The sequence below is a fragment of the Leptospira abararensis genome, assembly GCF_016918735.1.
Taxonomy (GTDB): Bacteria; Spirochaetota; Leptospiria; order Leptospirales; family Leptospiraceae; genus Leptospira_A; species Leptospira_A abararensis.
Genome location: NZ_JAFFPR010000022.1, coordinates 222280 through 241933, shown reverse-complemented (window position 1 = coordinate 241933; position 19654 = coordinate 222280). Strand labels below are relative to the sequence as shown.

The 19654-nt window shown below is 38.9% G+C and carries 16 protein-coding genes; 9 read left to right on the top strand and 7 right to left on the bottom strand.

What is annotated here, in order from left to right:
- Positions 1-21: 21 nt before the first annotated feature.
- Genes JWG40_RS07510 through JWG40_RS07500 form a run of 3 tightly spaced genes read left to right on the top strand, consistent with a single transcriptional unit; the run spans position 22 to position 2104 of the window.
- Positions 22-621, top strand: coding sequence for a sigma-70 family RNA polymerase sigma factor (locus tag JWG40_RS07510; protein ID WP_205285207.1), 600 nt, complete (start codon positions 22-24; stop codon positions 619-621).
- Positions 611-1252: an NrsF family protein gene (locus JWG40_RS20145; RefSeq protein WP_205285206.1), complete on the top strand. Its 642-nt coding sequence runs from the start codon at positions 611-613 to the stop codon at positions 1250-1252. Before JWG40_RS07510 ends, JWG40_RS20145 begins: the two co-directional genes overlap by 11 nt.
- Before the next feature lie 60 nt (positions 1253-1312).
- Positions 1313-2104: a GNAT family N-acetyltransferase gene (locus JWG40_RS07500; protein WP_205285205.1), complete on the top strand. Its 792-nt coding sequence runs from the start codon at positions 1313-1315 to the stop codon at positions 2102-2104.
- A gap of 40 nt (positions 2105-2144) precedes the next feature.
- Here JWG40_RS07500 and JWG40_RS07495 read toward each other — a convergent pair whose 3' ends face one another.
- Together JWG40_RS07495 and JWG40_RS07490 are read right to left on the bottom strand one after the other, a co-directional pair.
- Complete coding sequence (locus JWG40_RS07495) at positions 2145-2453, bottom strand: antibiotic biosynthesis monooxygenase family protein (RefSeq protein WP_205285204.1); 309 nt, start codon at positions 2451-2453, stop codon at positions 2145-2147.
- Positions 2454-2552: 99 nt separating this feature from the next.
- Positions 2553-3326, bottom strand: a complete 774-nt coding sequence (locus tag JWG40_RS07490) for a helix-turn-helix domain-containing protein (protein ID WP_205285203.1) — start codon at positions 3324-3326, stop codon at positions 2553-2555.
- A 171-nt stretch (positions 3327-3497) separates the two neighbouring features.
- On the opposite strand from JWG40_RS07490, the gene JWG40_RS07485 reads away from it, so the two are divergent.
- Both JWG40_RS07485 and JWG40_RS07480 read left to right on the top strand, forming a co-directional pair.
- On the top strand, positions 3498-4817 hold the full coding sequence (locus tag JWG40_RS07485; RefSeq protein WP_232369238.1) for an NHL repeat-containing protein: 1320 nt from the start codon (positions 3498-3500) through the stop codon (positions 4815-4817).
- Positions 4818-4883: 66 nt separating this feature from the next.
- The gene (locus JWG40_RS07480; protein WP_205285202.1) at positions 4884-5774 is read left to right on the top strand and encodes an LBF_1199 family protein; all 891 of its coding nucleotides are present in this window, start codon (positions 4884-4886) and stop codon (positions 5772-5774) included.
- A gap of 450 nt (positions 5775-6224) precedes the next feature.
- Here the strand turns inward: JWG40_RS07480 and JWG40_RS07475 are convergent, their stop codons facing one another.
- From JWG40_RS07475 to JWG40_RS07455, 5 genes are read right to left on the bottom strand one after another with little or no spacing between them, the layout of a single operon-like run.
- Entirely contained in the window at positions 6225-8606 is a 2382-nt protein-coding gene (locus JWG40_RS07475) for a TonB-dependent receptor family protein (protein ID WP_205285201.1), read from the bottom strand.
- A complete protein-coding gene (locus tag JWG40_RS07470) occupies positions 8603-9925 on the bottom strand; it encodes an HTTM domain-containing protein (RefSeq protein ID WP_205285200.1) in 1323 nt (440 codons plus the stop codon). Before JWG40_RS07470 ends, JWG40_RS07475 begins: the two co-directional genes overlap by 4 nt.
- Positions 9912-11048 (bottom strand): imelysin family protein, encoded by a 1137-nt coding sequence (locus JWG40_RS07465; RefSeq protein ID WP_205285199.1) that lies wholly within the window; start codon positions 11046-11048, stop codon positions 9912-9914. The genes JWG40_RS07470 and JWG40_RS07465 overlap by 14 nt, the downstream gene beginning before the upstream one ends.
- Positions 11045-12571, bottom strand: coding sequence for a di-heme oxidoreductase family protein (locus JWG40_RS07460; RefSeq protein WP_205285198.1), 1527 nt, complete (start codon positions 12569-12571; stop codon positions 11045-11047). The genes JWG40_RS07465 and JWG40_RS07460 overlap by 4 nt, the downstream gene beginning before the upstream one ends.
- A gap of 8 nt (positions 12572-12579) precedes the next feature.
- Entirely contained in the window at positions 12580-13872 is a 1293-nt protein-coding gene (locus JWG40_RS07455; protein ID WP_205285197.1) for an imelysin family protein, read from the bottom strand.
- 223 nt (positions 13873-14095) lie between these two features.
- On the opposite strand from JWG40_RS07455, the gene JWG40_RS07450 reads away from it, so the two are divergent.
- The 4 genes from JWG40_RS07450 to JWG40_RS07435 all read left to right on the top strand — a co-directional run bounded on the left by JWG40_RS07450 (position 14096) and on the right by JWG40_RS07435 (position 19638).
- Positions 14096-15391, top strand: a complete 1296-nt coding sequence (locus JWG40_RS07450; RefSeq protein WP_205285196.1) for a hypothetical protein — start codon at positions 14096-14098, stop codon at positions 15389-15391.
- Positions 15392-15402: 11 nt separating this feature from the next.
- Positions 15403-16080 (top strand): hypothetical protein, encoded by a 678-nt coding sequence (locus JWG40_RS07445; protein WP_205285195.1) that lies wholly within the window; start codon positions 15403-15405, stop codon positions 16078-16080.
- 187 nt (positions 16081-16267) lie between these two features.
- Positions 16268-18103 carry an RCC1 domain-containing protein gene (locus JWG40_RS07440; protein WP_205285194.1) on the top strand — a complete coding sequence of 612 codons (1836 nt, stop codon included), beginning with the start codon at positions 16268-16270 and terminating at the stop codon, positions 18101-18103.
- 26 nt (positions 18104-18129) lie between these two features.
- Positions 18130-19638, top strand: a complete 1509-nt coding sequence (locus JWG40_RS07435) for a di-heme oxidoreductase family protein (protein ID WP_205285193.1) — start codon at positions 18130-18132, stop codon at positions 19636-19638.
- Positions 19639-19654 lie beyond the last annotated feature (16 nt).

Below are 19654 nucleotides of genomic sequence, written 5' to 3'. Positions count from 1 at the left end.
CTTTTTGAAGTCAGATGACGTATGAATTTTATACTTTATTTGAATATCCCTACAGCCATAAATAGTATTCATCTTATGACTCAGGAAAGGGAAACATACTCTCACTTGATGGTGGAGGCTCAGGCAGGCAGTTCTGTTTCATATCATAATTTGTTGAGTAAAATTAGTATCACTCTTTCCAAATTTCTTTCACGTAGAATTTATTTAGTTGATGATAGGGAAGATGTGTTGCAGGAAATTCTTATTGCCATTCACAATTCTAGACATACCTACCTCCCATCAAAACCATTTCATCCATGGATGTATGCAATTGCAAAAAATATACTTTATAAGTATTACAAGAAAGTAAATCAACAATACTCCAGGTTTGTTGAGATAGAAATGAACCAATTGGTTAGCAATAATGAAATCCAATCGAATCAAAAAGAAAAGGCAGATAAGATTATGCTTTTGATTCAGAATTTACCTAAAAAGCAGAGAGATATTGTCTCAATGTTGAAAATTCAGGGATTTTCTGTGAAAGACGTTTCTTTGAAACTTCGGTTGTCTGAGGCCAATGTTAGGGTCATAGCCCATAGAGGATACCAAACCATAAGGATGAGGATGGAAAATGAAAACTGAAATCTTAATTGATAGGCTTAGTGAAAATTTAGTTCCAGTTAGGCGAGTGTCGTCGATTTTTGTAGCTTATTGTTTATGGCTAGGTTGTTCATTAATTATATTGGTCCCCTATATTTGGTGGCGTTCTGACTCTTTCCAAAGGGTTCATGTTCCCGTTTTTATATACGAACTAATTCCCGCCTTCTTCATTTTGTTAATATCTCCTTATAATGCAATTCATGCAAGTATACCAGGAAATAGGAAAATCCAATATTTAACTTTTGCTCCCGTTTTGTTTTTGTTATTATGGATGAGTTTTTTGTTTTTTAGATTTTTTAATGGAATAATTCCGGGAATACCAACATACAATTATCATACGTGCATTCGGGATTTTCTTCTGATGAATTTACCAGCTTCTGCGGGATTGATTTTCATTATACGAAGACGATACCCTATTTCCCAAAAAAATATAGGTTTTTGGATACTTACTGCTAGTGCAACAATGAGTGCACTAGCGGAGGCATTTCTTTGTCCAAACGAATCAGCTTCACACTTGATTCTGATACATCTGTTTCCAGTTTTTGCTATGAGTTTATTTGGTATTTTGATTGGTAGTTTTTTCTTTAACCGCGAGTTAAACTCTTCGTTATAAAAGTTACTAAAAATAACATTTTGTTTCTAATTGCTGAGTATCTAAACAAAGGAGTCAATTATGGGAATTTGCAATATTGATACAAAACAAGAAATAAGTCGTAATCTTGTTGTTAGGCTAGCACAAAATCGAAGTGAAATAGAAAATACCTTGGCCCTGCGTTATCATGTTTTTAATTTAGAATTGGGAGAAGGTCTTTCTGGCTCTAGAGATACTCAGAAAGATCGAGATGAATATGATAATTTCTGCGACCATTTAATAGTTGAGGATCAAAATAATAATAATGCGATTGTCGGAACCTATAGAATTCTCAGAAGATCTGTTGCCAAAAAAAATATTGGGTTTTATTCTGAAAGAGAATTCGATTTGAGTAATCTATATCTTTTAAAGGAAGAAATAGCTGAAGTCGGAAGAAGTTGTGTTCGTAAAGATTATCGAGATGGGTCGGTAATCTCCCTTCTTTGGTCAGGATTTGGTCAATATATGAGTAAACATAACATACGTTATCTTTTTGGGTGTGGTTCCATTCATTCTATTGATCCTATTGTTGTTTCTCAGGCTTATGCTTTTTTACGTGAAAATGGAGCTCTGGTGCAAAAAGAGTTTAGAGTTCAGCCCTGCCCGGACCGTCACTTGCCCGGATTTGATTCCAATTTTCATATCAATAATTTCGATTCTATCCGGAAACAGTTACCTCCTCTGATCAAAGGATATATTCGTTTAGGTGCAAAAATTTGTGGTTATCCCGCTTTGGATAAAGATTTTGGAACCACCGATTTTTTAGTCCTTTTTGATAAAAATACAATCGATTATAGATATGGAAAACATTACTTACATTCAGAAGAATTATAAAGTAACAAATAAAAGTTACATGATTTAACAATCACATTTTTTATAACACTCTTTCGTAGATCGCTCGTTCTATTTGGATCGAGTGGTTTTTCAAAAAATCCTGCATTACAAATCCCTGTTTTTGGTATTCTGCAAAGACGAATGTCTTGGCATTGTCTAAACTGGTTTGGCCTTCCCAAGTGGCTATCGTGACGAATCGGATTTTGTCATTTCCTTCCTGAATGTAAGCCGCATCGCCCAAAAAACCAGGTATGGTTTTGATAAAGTCGCGATTGATTTTGACTCGTTCTAAAAATTCTTCTTTTGCTTCCTTGGGTAATTCGAATCGATCGATAAGAATTTGATTCATTGTATCCTCTCCAACTTTATAACTTCGATTGTTTGGTTAAAATTAGAATACAATGGAATTAGGATCCAAAATTGTAAAAAATCAGAAAAAGAGATTTGGCTACCAGTTTTGTGGGTGTTGGAAGAAAACCTTAGGTGATTCTCCGGTATAGAGTTTGAATTCTTTGTTAAAATGAGATTGGTCGTAGTAACCTGCATTGTATGCAAGATCGGTTAAAGTGGTTTCCCTGGAATGAGATGTTATGGCAGATCGAATTCTTAGAAGATTTGCGTAATGTTTGAGTGTGGTACCTACCGAATCTTTGAATTTTTTTTCTAAGGAATCTATGCTAATCGGTAATCCTTGTTTTAGATCTTTGATTTTGATATTTCCATTTGCCTTCTGAATATTAAAAAGAGTTTGTCTAAGGATGGGATCGATCCTTCTTTCTTTCCTGTTTTGAAGTAAAAAATTCTCGATTAAATTGATACAATTTTCATTTGAGTGGGAACAAAACAATTGTTCTTCTATTTCCCTATACGCAGATTTTGAGATCAAATCTTCTAGGTTAATTGTTTTTTCGTAGAAGTCAGAGATCGGTTCCCTAAAAAAAGCAGCCGCGCCAATTTCAGTAAGGATGACAAGTAGGGCGGAGGACTTTTTGGGATAGATGATTTTTTTTGCCGACTTTCTAAACCCAGCAATTCCGATTCGAGGTAAATCATAAATGACATTTGCTTCCATTGAACGGAGATTTCCACGCAGTTGGAAAGACAAAACAAGGTGAGGGTTCGGTAGGATGCGATTTTCGATTCCGTTTTCTGATTCTATGATGAGGTATTTTTGAACGAAAGGTCGCAAATGAACGGAAGGAAAATAGGACTGGATTTTCATTTACACCAACTCTCTGTAAAAAGCCTCTACTAAAAAATTGGATTTTCTTTGGGTAACGGCAACTAGTTTTTTAAATTCTTACCAAACTTTACTCTATTCAAAAGAAAAAATCGGGAAGAAAATCGAACTTCCCTGCGGACTTATTCGGAATCTTTAGGAAATTTCTTTCGTTTGACAAAATCTAAGTCTACCTTTATTTTTACTAAAAAAAAGAGTGGAAATGGATTGAAGCACTACCTAACAACAGTTTTATTTGTTCCTTTATTTTTAGTTAGTGGCCTATTTGTCTCTTGCAAATTTCCAAACTTAGAAAATGGTTGTGACCCCAAATCTGAGTCTTTCAAAGACTTTTATCTTGCGAGGATTTTGTTTGATGATGATCGAGAGTATTGCGGCTCCGTTGCTCCCAATCGATCTATTTGCGAAATGGATACTCTAGCTATCATCCAACCACGGCGTTGGAAATATGTTTCAGCGGAAATAAGAAAACAAGCCTTACTCGGATCTAATGGAGTCAGTTTCTCTACTTTTACCACTTCTTATACGGGCACAGCAAAATGGTTAGGCGGTATCCTTGCTGACGATCAAAAAATTTATTCTATACCTTACAACCAATCAGACGTTCTTGTCATTGATCCATCCACTCACACGGCATCGGGATTCACTACTGGAGCGAGCGGACTTGCGCAATGGGAAGGTGCTGTGTTTGCTCCAAATGGTAAAATTTATTCCATACCAAGAGATGCTGATCAAATTCTTGTAATCAACCCGCAAGCAAATCAAAGTTATATGATTCCTTCGCCCGAAACTGGCACTAATAAGTGGAGAGGAGGGGTACTTGCATCCAATGGTTTGATTTACGGGATTCCCAATAGTTCTAACAAAATTCTTGTGATTGACCCACAAACAGACCAAGTAAGAACCATTCCCTCGCCACTTTCACTTTCCAATATGTGGGAAGGAGGAGTCCTTGCACCTAATGGAAAGATCTATGCCTTTCCTGTTGATATTGATTATGTTTTTGTCCTTGATCCTTTTTCTGAAAGAAGTTATGTGATCCCGACTCCCAAAACAGGACTTGGAAAGTGGAGGCATGGAGTCGTCGCACCTAACGGCAAGCTATATGGTATTCCTTCAAACGATACTGAATTTTTAATCATAGATCCTGATCGTGACTCATTGAATTTATGGCTTTCCCCTGTCGTTGCAGGAGCGAAGTGGCGTGGTGGGCTCTTGGGAGCCGATGGAAGGATATACACAATACCTTCGGATATTAATGAATTTATCGTGTTTGATCCTGATAACTTTGTGTCTGCGACCTATAATTCGGGAATCGCAGGAGGGAACAAATGGGGAGATGCCGTTCTATCACCTAACGGTAAGATTTATACAATTCCGCATACAAACGATCAAGTATTAGTCATTGATCCCGGTACTAATGGAAAGATCTGTGGTAATTTATTACGAAGTAGTTACTGGAATATGTATTAATAGATTCAAATTTGAATCTTTCTAAAATTCAATTGACATGACCTTTAAATCATTTATAAAATATGTATGCGATGGAAGGCATCTGAATTTTGGAAAAATGCGTCCCCTAATGAATTATTAGATTTTTTCCAATCCATCGAACAAGGGTCAGACTTAAAATCATTAGCTGATCACATGTTAGCCGAAGAAGAGTTTTGTGACTTAGTATTCGAATATTTATGGCTTCTTCGTTCTGAAGAGGGTTCCAAACGTTTTTTGAATGACGACAACCTAACACCAGAATTACTTATGAAGTTCATTTATTTTGGGTATGGAAAACAGTTTTTATCTGGAAACTTCGATTCCAATGCTTACTTTTTACAGGTTAGGACATTGTTTAATTCTGCACAAAGTTTGCGAATTTTGTCTCTGGCGGAGGAAATGGACCGAGATCCTACCCTGAAAATCCATCTCTTATCCAATTTAGATCCGCAAACATGGGAAGCTTACTTCGATATATTAGAAGAAAATAATATGACAATGCAGGCACTTCTTGGAATCTTTTCCAATCTCAGAGAAAACGAAATTCGTAAAATACTTTTGAATAGCCATACACTCTATTATTACTTGCGTATGATGATGGTCTCTGGAATGAAAAAAGTGGCAGAACAAACACCGAAGGAAAGGGAAAATCGAATCAGATTGGAATCTATTTTAGATTCGATTCATGTTTGGGAAACCTTTTGCCAGGGTTTAAGTGATCGATTTGATTTTAAATCTGAAGCAAAACTATCACCGAATAAACGAGATCCTGACCGTTTATCACTCGTATTGCGAGAATTAAAAAAAATCCCCTCTCAAGATCGGGGAGATGTATTGGTGTATATGCGTGGAAATGGAGCCGTATTGGATGTTTGGGAAGAAACCACCATAATTTCTGCTCTAGGCAATTTTGATCGTGTGGGTAAATACTTCTAGACTCAAAAATTTACAAGAATTCTAAGATTTCTTGTCGTATTTTGCTCTGTCCTTTCTTTCTATTTTCTCTGATTTTTCTTATTTTTTATTCTAATTCGAAATACTGATTCTGTAACGCTGATTTTCCTTTTGTCCCTTGTATAATAGCTGAGGGTCAAAAATGCAAGTTTTGGTTTATGAGTTTTGGAAAAAGAGTTCTCCTCAGCATGCTAGAGAATCTTTTGAATTTCTTTTAACAGCCCCTAATCTTCATGAATACCTAGAAATTCTTTTTGAGGTTAATGAGTTAGTAGAGTATTTTTGTAGTTATTGTTGACGAACAAGAATTGGATATCATTCGCCAATTCGTTGGTATCTCTGATTCAAATTCCCAATTGGAATCCAAGTTTTCCTCTATTCTTTTCTGTCCGATTGATTATTCTCAAACTAAAGTATTAAATGGAATGGAAGTTACAACTCCAGAGTGAATCCAACATTGATTTGGCGGAAAGGCCCTGGCTGGATGCCTGTTGGTAACCGGCCTGAGACATACTGTTTGTCTTGAATGTTTTTTGCATTGATAAACACAGACCATTTATCTGGAGACCTGTAACCAAAACTTGTATTCCATAATTCCACTTTTGGGATGATTCCTTTATTACCATCTTCTGATTCATCTTTTGTGTTTAATAAATCGGAGTATTGTTTTCCAATGTATTGGTATTCTAGCCGACCGTAATATCCTTGAGGTGAGGAGACACTAACCGCTGTCGTGATTGTTTCTTTCGGTACATAAGGTAAATAATTACCTGTTGTGTCTGTTGGTATGTATTGGTAATTGTTCACTGTATATGCTGGCAAATATTCTATAACTTCTCTTCCATCACTGGTTTGAGATACTGGGAATGGGTTAAAACTTCTGGATTTTGCTTCAATTCGTGAGTAAATGAATTCAATAGGAATTCGCCATTCAGATTTTTGCATTTTTGCTGGATCCCAGACAAATACGGATTCACCGCCAGTATGTGTCGAGTAACCAGTATTTGCCGGTCTAATTCCATTTTCGCCGCCTACCTCGTTTACATTGATAATTTGGTCGCGAAAATACATTTTGTAACCAACAAGTTCTGTGTATAAATAGGATGTAATATCTCCTCGTATTCCGGTTTCATAATTTGTAGATGTTTCTGGTTTTAGCCGGTAATCATTCCCTTGAGGACTGAAAGAAGTACCAAAGGTTGGTGGTGAAAATCCTTTGTGCGCTCCGGAAAACCAAATGAATTTTTTTGTTATATCATAGGTGATGCCGAGGCCCGGAAGGATCACATGAGTTCTCGATTCACTAGAGCTTCTTCGGTTTACCGAAACATCATTTGGTAGCACGGCGCCAAGTCGGTAGTCTTCTGCTGTAGCTTGCCTTCTTGTTGTGATTGCTTTTTGTCTTACTTCTTCGTAACGAACACCGGGAATTAATTTCCAGTTTTCAGAAAGTTGAATTCTATCTTGGAAATAAGCGGCCAAAGATTCAATCTTTCGTTCTTGCCGATTCAAATTAAAGTTAGGAAGTGATGGTTGGATTAAATTATTTACGAGAGAGTCTTCTTGGATGATCGCCTTGGAAAGATAACCTAAAGGATCATCAGTTTTTTTCACATTCGTTTGTGTTAAATTATTTTCCCCATGAATCCGAACGCCAATGTCTGTTTCATGTTTGAGTCCTAAGGTAGAAAATTTTGATTCGAGTTTTGTCTCAACTCCACCCACCATAAAGGATTGGTCCCGACTGATGTAAGAATCTCGCATATAGATTGTATCTCCGGGGCGATTGCCAATGATACCGGGTGAGTATGTACGAATTGTGTCTAAGGGAGCATTCAGATATCCACCTGTTGTCGATTTCCCAGATAAAAAATCTTGCCTCGCCCAATTTCTTTCTGCTTGCGAAAAATATCCTCGAATGATGAGGTTATGGTCATCAGATAATTTCCAATTATGAGAAATGATTGTTTGGCTTCGGTTTAATTGTTTTTCATCATATTCTGCAGGATTGATTTTTGGATCCATTCGGAAAAGCCCTTGTGACAAACCTAGATAAGTGGACTCGGCATTTTGCATATGATACCCTAACTTAATGGTTGTGCTATGGTTTTCGTTCCAATCTTGAATCCATTTAACATTGCCTTCGGTAACGTCGAAACTTTGGTGATTACGAAATCCATTTCCCTGTTTTCTCAGTAAAGAAACTTCAAAAGCGCTCGATCCAAAACTTTTTCCATATGAATTGTAAGTGGATAAATACCCATTTTCTCCTCCCACATTCTTTGTATAAAAAATGGATTCAACTGGCGGACGTTTAGTGACAAAATTGACAATTCCCCCAATGGTATTTGGTCCAAATAAAATTGAACCTGAGCCTTTAATGATTTCAATTCTCTCCATTCTTTCAATGGAAGGAGAATAATAACTTTCTGGTTGGCCATAAGGAGAAAGTGAAGTTAAAATTCCATCTTCTAAAATCAGTGTTTTTCTGGATTCTTCATTGCTCACACCCCTAAAACCAATGTTTGGTGTAAGACCTGCTCCGTCTTGGAAACGTACACTGGCACCTGGAGATCTCCTTAAAGCTTCCATAGGATCAGTGGGAGAGGCTTCCTCTAAATATTTTTTGTCGATGATGTAAGCTGACCCTGGAATTTTTTTTAAGTCTTCCTTTTTGTTTCCAATGACATGAATCCCTTCATTCTTTTGGGGTTTAGTTCCTTGGTCTTCAGTCTTGTCTTGAGAAAAGATTTCTTTATTTCCTAGAAAGATCAGGAGAAAAATAAGGGAATTGGTTAGGTTTCGAAAGTTCATCGAATGAGTCCTTGTAAGGGGGAAAAATTTATTTTGATTTTAGTTAGATCTTCGTTAGGTGAAAACAAGGGACGAGCCGGTTTCCCATTAATCGAAACATGGGATTGGACATAGACAGGGGTATCTTTGATGCCAGTTAGTTTATATTCCTGTTTTTGTAAGTATCTTGCAAATTGTAAAATGTGTTCTGGTTGGATGGTCATCATCCGGTATTGGTAGTCAGTCAGAATTTCTTTCGGATCAATTTGTTTATTTTGTAAAAAAAATACTGCTGTACCCACTTTGTCTGCTACCATCACTTGCCAGGAAAATTTGATCGCTTCCTCTGTCCAAATTACTTGCCCAGGATAAAGTATATGCCGAAAAGGAATCGTTACCTGTAATAGAAGATAGGCGAGTAAAACATATTCTTTAATTCCAAACTCATTCCAGTGATTTTCTGATGGAAATTTCGATCCTTCTGAAATCAGAATTTTATTTTTTAAAACACGGTTAATAAGAGTGCGTGGCCAGTCAGGTGCAAAAAAAATCAATGAAGAAAGGCTCATTACAATAGGGAACACACCGATCGGAAAAAGAAAGGCTGTGAAGGAATGAAAGAAAAGGACAACAAACCATGCCAGAAATCGAAACCTTTTTATACAAAGTAAAAAGGGAACTGACAAATCAAAAATGACTCCAATCCAAGAGAAGACAAATGCCGTGAAGGGAAGGCCTAGTAGGGGATCGAGGAGTGGAAATTTTCCTTCCGATTGATACAACCATAGCTTCAAAGGGAGAGCTTCGAATAACCAGTCAGGTTGAAGTTTGGCGATCCCTCCAAAAAAATAGACAAGTCCCATTTGCAACCGGAATGCATACAGCCAAAGTTTTGGAATTGGTTTTGCATTGTTTAACCAATCTCTCCATCGAAAGGTTGGTATCTTGATTTTACTAACAGGCGATAACCAAAGTAAAAAGCCGAGTAAGGAAATAAGGTAATAATGATTCAGGTAAATGGTGGCATCTGAAAAGTGAAACCATGTAAACCCAAGGGTAAACACAAAGAGGTTGAATCGTAAAAAATATCCGAGAAAAATTCCAAACGAAGTGATAAGTAGAATCCCAAACAAAACATAAGTAAATGCTGATGGTAGTGGGTGGATCCATTCCCAACCAAAGTGTTTGAAAAAAAAACTTGGTTTGATAAAGTAAGAATGAATCCATCCAAAATAGAAATATCGGGAGATTAAAATCGTTGTCGCAAATCCATATCCAATGCGAAAGAAATGTAAAGAAAGCGAAGATACGGGATTAGATAAATATTTAATCACCGTCATTTGAACTCACTCCGATGGTTCCTCCAAGTGAACTGATCAGTTCTGTACTAATCAAAACTCTTAGTTTTTTAAATTCATTGAGCATTACTTCCACATCGTTATTTCCTATTGTGATTGCATTTTGTAAGGTTCCATACTTCGACTTTATGAAACTCACTGATGTTGAACTGATTCGGATTTGTTCCTGAAGTCTCGGAACCACTGTTTCACTTCGGAGTGCTAAAAATTTATAGAGACCGGCTTCTCCAAGATCAGAGAAACCTTGGAGGTTTTGTAAAAGAGAGTCAAGGGATAAGTTGGCATAAGGTGTTTCTACTTTTGTGATGTCTTTTACACCTAAATTGGTAGCTCGTAATCCAGAAGGTTCAGCAATTTTGGTATCTACAATTGTATTACAAAAGAATACCATTTGGTTTGTTAATTCAGTGAGTCCGTCTTTGGTGTTGGGATACTCTCTGCTTCCTTTTCCTGCATTTGTAAAAGAATAATAAAAAGAAGAAGTTCTCGATTTATCCCAATGGAAAATCAGGAGACCTGTTTGCGTTTTAATATCTTGGATTAGTTTTGTTAGGTAGGTTCTACGATTTGTGTCAGCAAAGGCAGTGTTTGTGGTGCCTATGTTATCCTTAAAAAGAAGATATTCCACAGTGTCCAAACCATCTACACGAAGGCCACTCGGCGCTAAATTCGAGGTAATTTTTGATTCGATTGAGGTTGGGTCAATGGGAAATGCCCGAGAATAACTATCTAAAAAAAGATAAACATTATAAGGAATGTTAGCTGGCCCAAAATAAGCCCATTCAATTTGTTTATATGCTAAATCGGCTTCCATCCAAGCATTTCGAATAAGGTTCAAGTTGTTCGTATCTTGTGTGGCAGTGTAGGCAGCCGCTGCGGTTTGCAGAGCAGATACCTTTTGGTCCAAATTTGTATACTTGGGGATGATTAGATTGTTGGAAATATCAACAAGCAAACTGGATGTTGTATATGTCCTTAGGTAGGTATCTACCAAACCTAAAATCTGTGCTTTTTCGGATGCACCATCTGATTGGACTCCACAATTAAACAATAATAGATAGAACCCGTATATTAGGATTTTCGATTTAAGACTAGTTGGATTCATAAAGATTTAAGAAAACTGATGACCTTGGCTCTAGATTCTTTGGGTAATTGTTTGTAATTGTTTTTACTTTGTTCTGCTTCTCCTCCATGCCAAAGAATTGCTTCTTGTACACCTCGGGCTCTTCCATCATGCAGTAAAAGTTCATGACCATTGACCCTTTCAATCAGGCCAAGGCCCCAAAGTGGAGTGGTTCTCCATTCATTTCCCATTGCCAAAAAGTCAGAGCGAAAATCGCTAAGTCCATCACCCATATCATGTAAAAGTAAATCTGTATAGGGTCGTATCTCTTGGTTTGCTACTTCTGGAATGGGGTGATCTCCCGTTTTCATTCTTGGGATATGGCAAGAAGAACATCCGATTTGGATAAATAAATCTTTTCCTTTTTTGACATCCTCTGTTCGCCACCCCCTTCGTCCAGGAACACTCACTAAACTAGTGTAGAACGTAACGCGCGATAAACGATCATTTGAAATTTCAGGGTTTGTTCCATTTCCGGTGGGACTTGCTGCACAGAGGGATTGTCCAGTTGCACAATTTTCCGTAGGAAATATAGCTGTTGTTAGTCCAATATCACCTAAAAATGCACTGGCATTTTGGTGGTTTAAATTGGGTTGGTTTGCTTTCCAACCAAACCTTCCGAGAAAGGTTTTGGCTTGTGTTGTATCCCAAACAAGATTTGGTTTTCCAGAAACTCCATCTCCATTGGAGTCTGTTACATCAGCAAAGGAACGAATGGTAGACTCAGGGATTGCTTCGAGGAGTCCAAGTCCTGGCATCATTGGTGCAGTTCTTGGAGAAATAAAATAACTTCCCGAAGCATTGTTTGTTGGATGGTAGGGTTGGCCTGGGTTTGTCACATTGATTTGAGTAGCACCACCACCTACATTCCATGTAATCGCATAACTTGGTTTACGTAAGGAATAAATTTCACCGTCTGGAAATGTTCCTGATTCTTCTGTATAAGTAATGGTTACAGTTCCTTCTTTGGGAATTTGTGTGCCTGTTCCAAATTCTAAAATACCTTCTGTATTTAATTGTGTTCCAAAATTGGTCATAGCAACGGGACCACCAGTTGTGGGATTGGATCCAGTAACACTTAATCGGATAAGCATAGAGGCAAGACTAGTTCCATCGGCAGGAGGTCGTCCTCTTCCGTCTTTGACGTGGCAACCTTGGCAAGAGCGATTGTTAAAAACAGGACCAAGTCCCGCTACTGAAGAATTTCCAGAAGGAAGCCAAGTGCGGTTGAAATTTGCATTCCCATCTTGGAAGTCAATGGACCTCTTTGCATCTACTACATTGGCTGCTTCTAAATCGAAAGCAGACTCTGTGGAATCGAAAGTAGTAGTATCTCCACCGCTAAATTGTTCACAAGGGTCGTTTAAAAAATCTCCCGAAGAACATGGGGGAGAGGATATAATGGCAGCAAGGATAAGAGCAGTAGTAACATCATCGTTTTCTTTTTTTTTGCAAGAAAAAAGAAGAGAAAAAATTATCAGTAGGATAAGGTGTTTTGTTTTCATTTCTATATTTATTGGAGCACTAAGCCGTCATCTCCAATGGAGACACCATAACTTGCGGCAGATCTTTGTAATGCTTTTGCAATTTCTTGAACTGCTGGTTGGATTTGGTAACGGAAAATATTATAGTCCGCGTTTTCAGTTACAGAACCAGATACATTCACAGTAGCAATCATCCGATCAAATCGGCTAGAAATGATGGAGTTATTACAAGCTTGGTTGAGTGATACATCTTCGGTAAATTCATTCAGACAAAAAAGTTCTGCTGTTGCAATTCGTTCTTTGATATAACTTGATTCATTGCCCAAAAGATTTTTTAATCCATACCCATTTATAGTTTTAGAGCCAGTATAAGAACCATTATAAAGATTATCTAATCCTTTGGCATCATAGTAGAAATCTGCTTTTGTATTGTCCGAAAAACAGGAATGTTCTTCTTCTTGTTCTCCACCAAATACTCCGGTCATTCTTTCTCCTCCCCATTCCCCACCAGAAAATCTAGCAATCCCTCGTAGGATGTTTTCAAAGGAAGTGGCACTTGATTTGAATTTAGAAACATAGGAAGTGGATAGTGTTGGATCCCAAGAATTTTTCAAAAGAAGAAGATGGGCTTCTAGAATTTCTGTTGCATATAATAGATAAGCAGAACGTTTTGCTGCGGCACTTCCGGAACCATTGGCTGTTGTGAAATTCGTTTGTGTAATGGAGTTACCCGGAGTGAAGTTATTTTGGGCATCAGCACCCCATAACAGGTATTCAATAGCATGCCAACCAACTGAAATATTTTTAGCAGCGTCACCATCATGGCAGGTTCCACCGGAACAATCGCCTCCGTTTGCATCAATTAATCCTTGTTTTGTGATTGTTCCTGCTAAGATCACAGTATCAATATAACCCTCATCCAAAGGCCATGCATTCATTAAAGGTTCTAATTCGACTCCTCCTGTAAGGGCTGGGTTATCAATAGGTCCTTGGCTAAATCGAAAGATCTCCGTTTGTAAATAACTTCGTCTGGCTCTTCTCCAGTAAGTCTTCAGTTCATTGAGTTCCGAAAGAGAAGGGGAGGCTTTGGCCGCAAAGGTAGCTACTTTTTGCCTTAAGACAACCACATCCGCATACGAATCGCTATAATTTTCAAAGGCGATTTGAGCATAGGTTTCCAGAAAGGCAGATTGGCTTGGAGCGCTACCGGCAAGGGCTAAGGCTGCCAGAAGGTTTGCATCAGAGTTTTCCTTTTCGGGAGTACAATAATTCAGCACAAGGCCAAGTGAAAGTACGAATGTAAGATTTCGCATCAACGTCATATCGGGTTCTCTCCTAATTGAGATAGATTCTCATTATTAATTAAACAGCGTTCCGGTGAGGCCTCCGGAGGGCAAATGGTTTTATTGATTCTCTGATTGATATTTATCAGGGTTTTGGTTTCTGATCATTCGTTGAACTTTGTTCAAAAAATCTCAATGGTTCGGAAATAAATTATTTGACACTGGTTCAAAAAGCCATGAATCTATGGCAATTGTATAAATTATGTTAAAAATGTTTCGATTGGGAGGAAATATGAAAGCAAAAGTAGCAATAGGACTGGTGTTGTCCTTGGTTTTGGCGGGGTCTCTCTCTGCACAAACCCAAAGCCAGATGTTCCAAAGAGTGGGTGTCGTAGGAGATTCCTTAAGCCAAGGTTTCTTTGGTGTCACCGTAGAGAAAAAAACACAAGATTGGGCCTATCCTGTCCTTGTGAGTAAACAAGCAGGTGCTTCTGTTTCATACAACGTCCTAAAGGGACCCTTTGTAAACTTAGAAGATGTGCTGAAATGGGACTGTGGTGTTTTCTGTATTGCAGAAAGTATCATCGGTGGAAATGCTTCTACAGTTTCTCTGCCGACACATGCCGGAATCACTGGTGCTGAGTATACAAGTCTACTTAAAACTTCCGGTAAATGTGAAGACATTACTGCCACCAAACAAGAGAAAGAATGGTACTGGGCAAAATGGTATTGGTACACTTACCGCTGGGTAACTGTGGCTGATTGCCAAGAACCAGATAAGTTTCATAGATTTGGTCTCCGCGATGCCGGAACACAAACCCAAGTGATGGAAAAAGTGAAACCAACTTTTCTATTTGGGTCAGCTGGTGCCAACCACGTTCTATGTACTGCACTTCATACATCTACAGATTGTTTAGATGAAACAAGATTCAAAAGAGATATTCGTGAATTTTTCCGTAGAATGTCTGTTATGGGAAGTTTGCAAGGTGGAGTTCTCTTTACCGTTCCAAACGTAACTGCCATTGCATTTCTCGAAAATTACAAAGATCCAAACGGGCGTGCAAATTATACAGGACTCAAAGCATTTTTTCGAAATTCTGTATCAGATCCAAACCAAGTTCTCGATGCAAATGAGATCGCATCCATTTCCACTTTCTTAAATATGTTGAACAACGAAATCAAAGCACAGGCAGCTACTATGCGTTTTGCAGTTGCTGACTTACGAGTGATTTTTGATGATTTAAAAGAAAATGGAAGACCGATCCGTAGTGCAGATGGTTGGTCTCCTGGAAACGCAAGAGCAAACTGGCCTCTGCCAAACCAACCGGGAGTTTTTGGTTTAGATGGTGTTCACCCAAATATGTATGGACATTCTCTATTTGCAAATGAACTAATCAAAGCAATTAACTCTCGTTACGGATACTCAATTCCGCAAGTAAGCGAGTATACTGCTTGGTATTACGATTCACTTAATAGAAACCCAGTGGACTTAAAGAAATTCCTCACAGAGAACATCTTTGGTCAGGCAATTTCTTGGGTAATTTCTATCTTTACATAAGGGGTTAAACAATGAGCAAGCGGTTTATAGGTATCATTTCGGTTTGTGGATTTCTATTGGTTTTATTTTCTTTTGTTGTATGGAAGTTTTCTTCACACAAAACTAATAAACAAACAGAAGTCACCGATTCCGATTTCGGAAAGTCAGAAAGTCACGCCAATTCGTTGTTTGACGATCCAGAGTTTTCCGACGCTCCCAATCCAGAAGAATTGGAATTGGCACAGGCTGAGGTGCTTTGGCCGTTTGCTTTGGAGAAAAAACCAAATCGTAAAGAAGAAGTAAAAGAAGAGTGGAGAGATTTTGCGGCGAAATATCCAAAAAATTTCTACATCCCTCGCGAAATCAAAACTCGGATGACAGAAGCAGAAGAGAAGGAACAACTTCAAATGTTAGATTCTTTTACTGCGATGGACGCTAGTATTTCAGCGTCGATATCTAAAGAAAAATGGTCCGACAAACCTTCGGCAGAAGAGCCGAATGCTAATGAAAGACCATCGGCCAAAACACAAAAAGCGTATTTTGATTTTAAGATCAATGAATTGGAATCAAGAATCCAAATGGTCGAGTATTGGATGGAAAACAAACAACCAGCAGGCGATGTAAAAGTTTCTGCTGAGAAAGATCTAAAACTTTGGAAAAAAGAATTGGCCACTTTAAAAGAAGTGAGAAGCCAAGTTCCCAACTCTTAACCATTCCGGAATTCCGCAGTTCTAAAAAGAGGACCACTGGTCCTCTTTTTTTTTCTTTCACCCGCGTCCCGATTCTTCTCTGAAGAGAAATTTCTATCTGTGCTTGACAGGAACAGCGTTCAAAAAATAGATGAATTTGAGACTCGGTATCATTACGGAGTCGTATCCTCTTAGGAGAACAGATTCCATGAACCCAAATAGAAAAAACCGCGGAAAATCATTGGTGGTACTGGCCTTGCTTGTTGCTGTCAGTTTCTGCAAAGCAAAAGAAAATGAGGACCCATCGGCTTTGGCATTGCTTGGCTTTAGCCTTAACCTTTCCACAATTTCTGGCAGTCTTACGGACGGGGCAGGAAGTCCGATTCCTAACGCCAGCTTAGAGTTAGCAATGCAAGGAAGTGTAAAAACCTCAGGAGTTTCCCGATCTCTGGCAACAACAACGGAAACTGGATCTTGGCAACTCTCCCTAGGAAGTGGGAGTTATTTAATTCATGTGAAAGATGCAAATGGGAAATTACTCGGAACTTTTAAAATTTCTTCTTCAGAAAATCTGGAACCTTCGATTGAAGACATCTCCCATCTGACTGATACAATTTTTCTCGTTTCCCTTTCCGGTAATCGTGATGTGGGCTCGAGGTTTGAAATTCTTTCGCCACGTGATGGAAGTATTGTGAAAACTTATGACTTACCATTGAACATAAAAACAGCAGATACCTTGTCTTGCCATGTTTTACAAAATAATGCAGAAAAAGAAAATTTTAATGTTGGGAAAGGGGAGACAACCTCTTCCATTTCAATTAAACCTATGTTAGGTGCCAATAAAATTCAAATTCATTGTACAAACTCGGCAGGAATGTCTGCTAAAAAAACTATCTTAACATACTTCGGGAATCGAATTACGGCTGGTGGATCTCATTCTGGTTATGTGGTGAATGGAAACCTCTATACTTGGGGTAGGAACAATTATGGCCAACTTGGATCAGGAACCTCAACGGGGGATCTTACAAACCCAACCATTACCAAGTTATCAACTATTTCCAATGTCGTATCTATTGGATTTAATCAAAACAATTCACTTGCCATAACAGAGGATGGAAGTGTTTGGACTTGGGGAGCCAATAGTAGTGGGCAATTGGGTATGGGTAATACTGGTGATCTACAAGCTGCACCCGCTGATGCCGGTCAAAGAAATCCACCACGTAAGGTTCCTGGAATCAACAATGCGGTGATGGGAACTTATGGTTATGACCATGCCGTTGTTTTGAAATCTGATGGGACTGTAGTGACCTTTGGCTCAAATTCAGTAGGACAACTGGGAAATGGGACAGGCGGTGCTGGCACTTATTCTGCAAATCCAGTCACTGTCACTGGGCTTCCTAACGATATTATCCAAGTCATTGCAGGATCTGAACATACTGCCGCCTTAACAAAGTCAGGTGAAGTTTATGTTTGGGGTCGAGACCAATATGGAAATTTAGGTGATGGAGTTCTTGGAACGGCAGCGGAAGTCAATTCTACTCCGAAAAAAGTGAGTTCCTTATCTGGTATAGTTCATATTGCCAATGGCCGTGACCATATCCTTGCTTTAAAGAATGATGGCACCGTATATGCGTGGGGTCTTGCCGCAAGCGGTCAGTTGGGCATTGGGGGAAGTGGAAGTCCAACACCAGTTCCAACTCCAACACTAGTGACTGGACTATATCAAGTAGTGTCTGTTTGGGCCAACGGAACCCAAAGTTTTGCCGTCTTAGGTGATGGGACAGTTAAGGGTTGGGGAGCAAATTCGAGCGGAAATTTAGGAACTGGTCTTACCACACCGGCAAAACTCTATACTCCTGGCGACATTGTTGTCGGCGTCAAAGATATTCAATACTTTGGATGCGGGGCTTTGCATAATTTTGCGATCCTAAAAACAGGTTCCTTGTATGGATGGGGTTGGAATTTTAAAGGTTCCATTGGTCGCTCTGATTTACAAGAGACTTGGGCCGCTACAACACCGATTTTTCTTACCATTCCCAACTAGTTCTCATTTTGTTTCTAAAACTTGAGATGAGAATATTTCTATTTTGTTTGATTATTAGTTCTTTTTATGGATGTGTGTTTTTTGAGACAAACGCATGTTCTACGGGGATTGGGTTTTCTGATATTGGTAATCTTACTACGGATTTAGGTTGTCCCAAAGAAGAGAATCTTTGTGAGGATGGAACTTGTTTGGCCTTATTCGGACTACACCAATTCGGAAAATTCCCTTGGGAATATGAAGAAGGAGAGGAACTTTCGGGAGGAAAGGCAATGACGAGTTTTGTAACTGACGCTCGAGCCTTCCTTCAATTTGGAAAAAATTCTCCCTTAACTACAATTTCCGATTTTACAGTGGGGCAAGCCGTCTTTGAAGTCCCTTGGAGTCCAGGATTTTCTTCTACTTTACCGGACCGAGATGGATTGGGTCCTTTCTTTCATACCAATTCGTGTTTAAGTTGTCATGTGGGTAATGGTAGAGCAGTAGAAGATGATGGAGATCCATTAGTATTCACCTTGGTTAGGTTAGGTGTCGGTGCTAGGGGAAATGATCCGGAACCAGTGTATGGGACGCAGTTCCAACCTAATGCAGTTGCCGGAGTCACAAAGGAAGGGACAGTTCACTTGGAATATGATACCATCAGTGGAAATTATCAGGATGGTAGTTCGTATTCACTCAGAAAACCTAATTTGGTATTTAGTGGACTCGGGTATGGGGCCTTTGCTTCTGGACACAAAACATCTGTTCGGTTGACACAGCAAGTGATAGGTCTTGGGCTTTTAGAAGCCGTTCCAGAAGAAACCATCCTTTCTCGTTCTGATCCTATGGATTTAGATGGTGATGGAATTTCAGGAAGACCTAATTTTCTTTGGGACCTGACTGGAAGTGGAAAGTCTTTGGGCCGGTTTGGATGGAAGGCCAATGCGCCAAGTCTCAAACGCCAAAACTCTGCGGCTTTTTCTGGTGACATAGGAATTTCAAGCCCTATGTTCTCGCAAGAGAACTGTAGTGCAACACAGACTGCTTGTTCCAATGCCACTGGTGGTGGAAATCCAGAAGTATCTGAAGAAAAAATAACTGCGATTACCAAATACATGCAACTGGTAGCTGTACCTGTTCGTCGCAATGCAAATTCGGCGGCAATATTAACAGGTAAAAAACATTTTTTTCTAGCTGGCTGTAACAAATGTCATACGGAAATTATGGTTACCTCATCGAATGCTTCTTTTCCACAACTTTCCAATCAAGTCATACGTCCCTATACCGATCTGCTTTTACATGATATGGGAGAGGATCTGAGTGATGGAAAGGCGGACGGCGAAGCCTCGGAAAGCGAATGGAGAACCGCCCCCCTTTGGGGAATCGGACTTTTTGGAACTGTGAATGGGCGAGCGCGTTTTTTACATGATGGCCGGGCCAAAACTTTGGATGAGGCCATTCTTTGGCATGGGGGGGAAGCAGAAAAAAGTAAAAAATATTTTTTAGCACTGAATGTATCGGATAGAGCCAGTATGATTCGATTTTTATTATCATTGTAAAAGGGTAGTTCGGAAA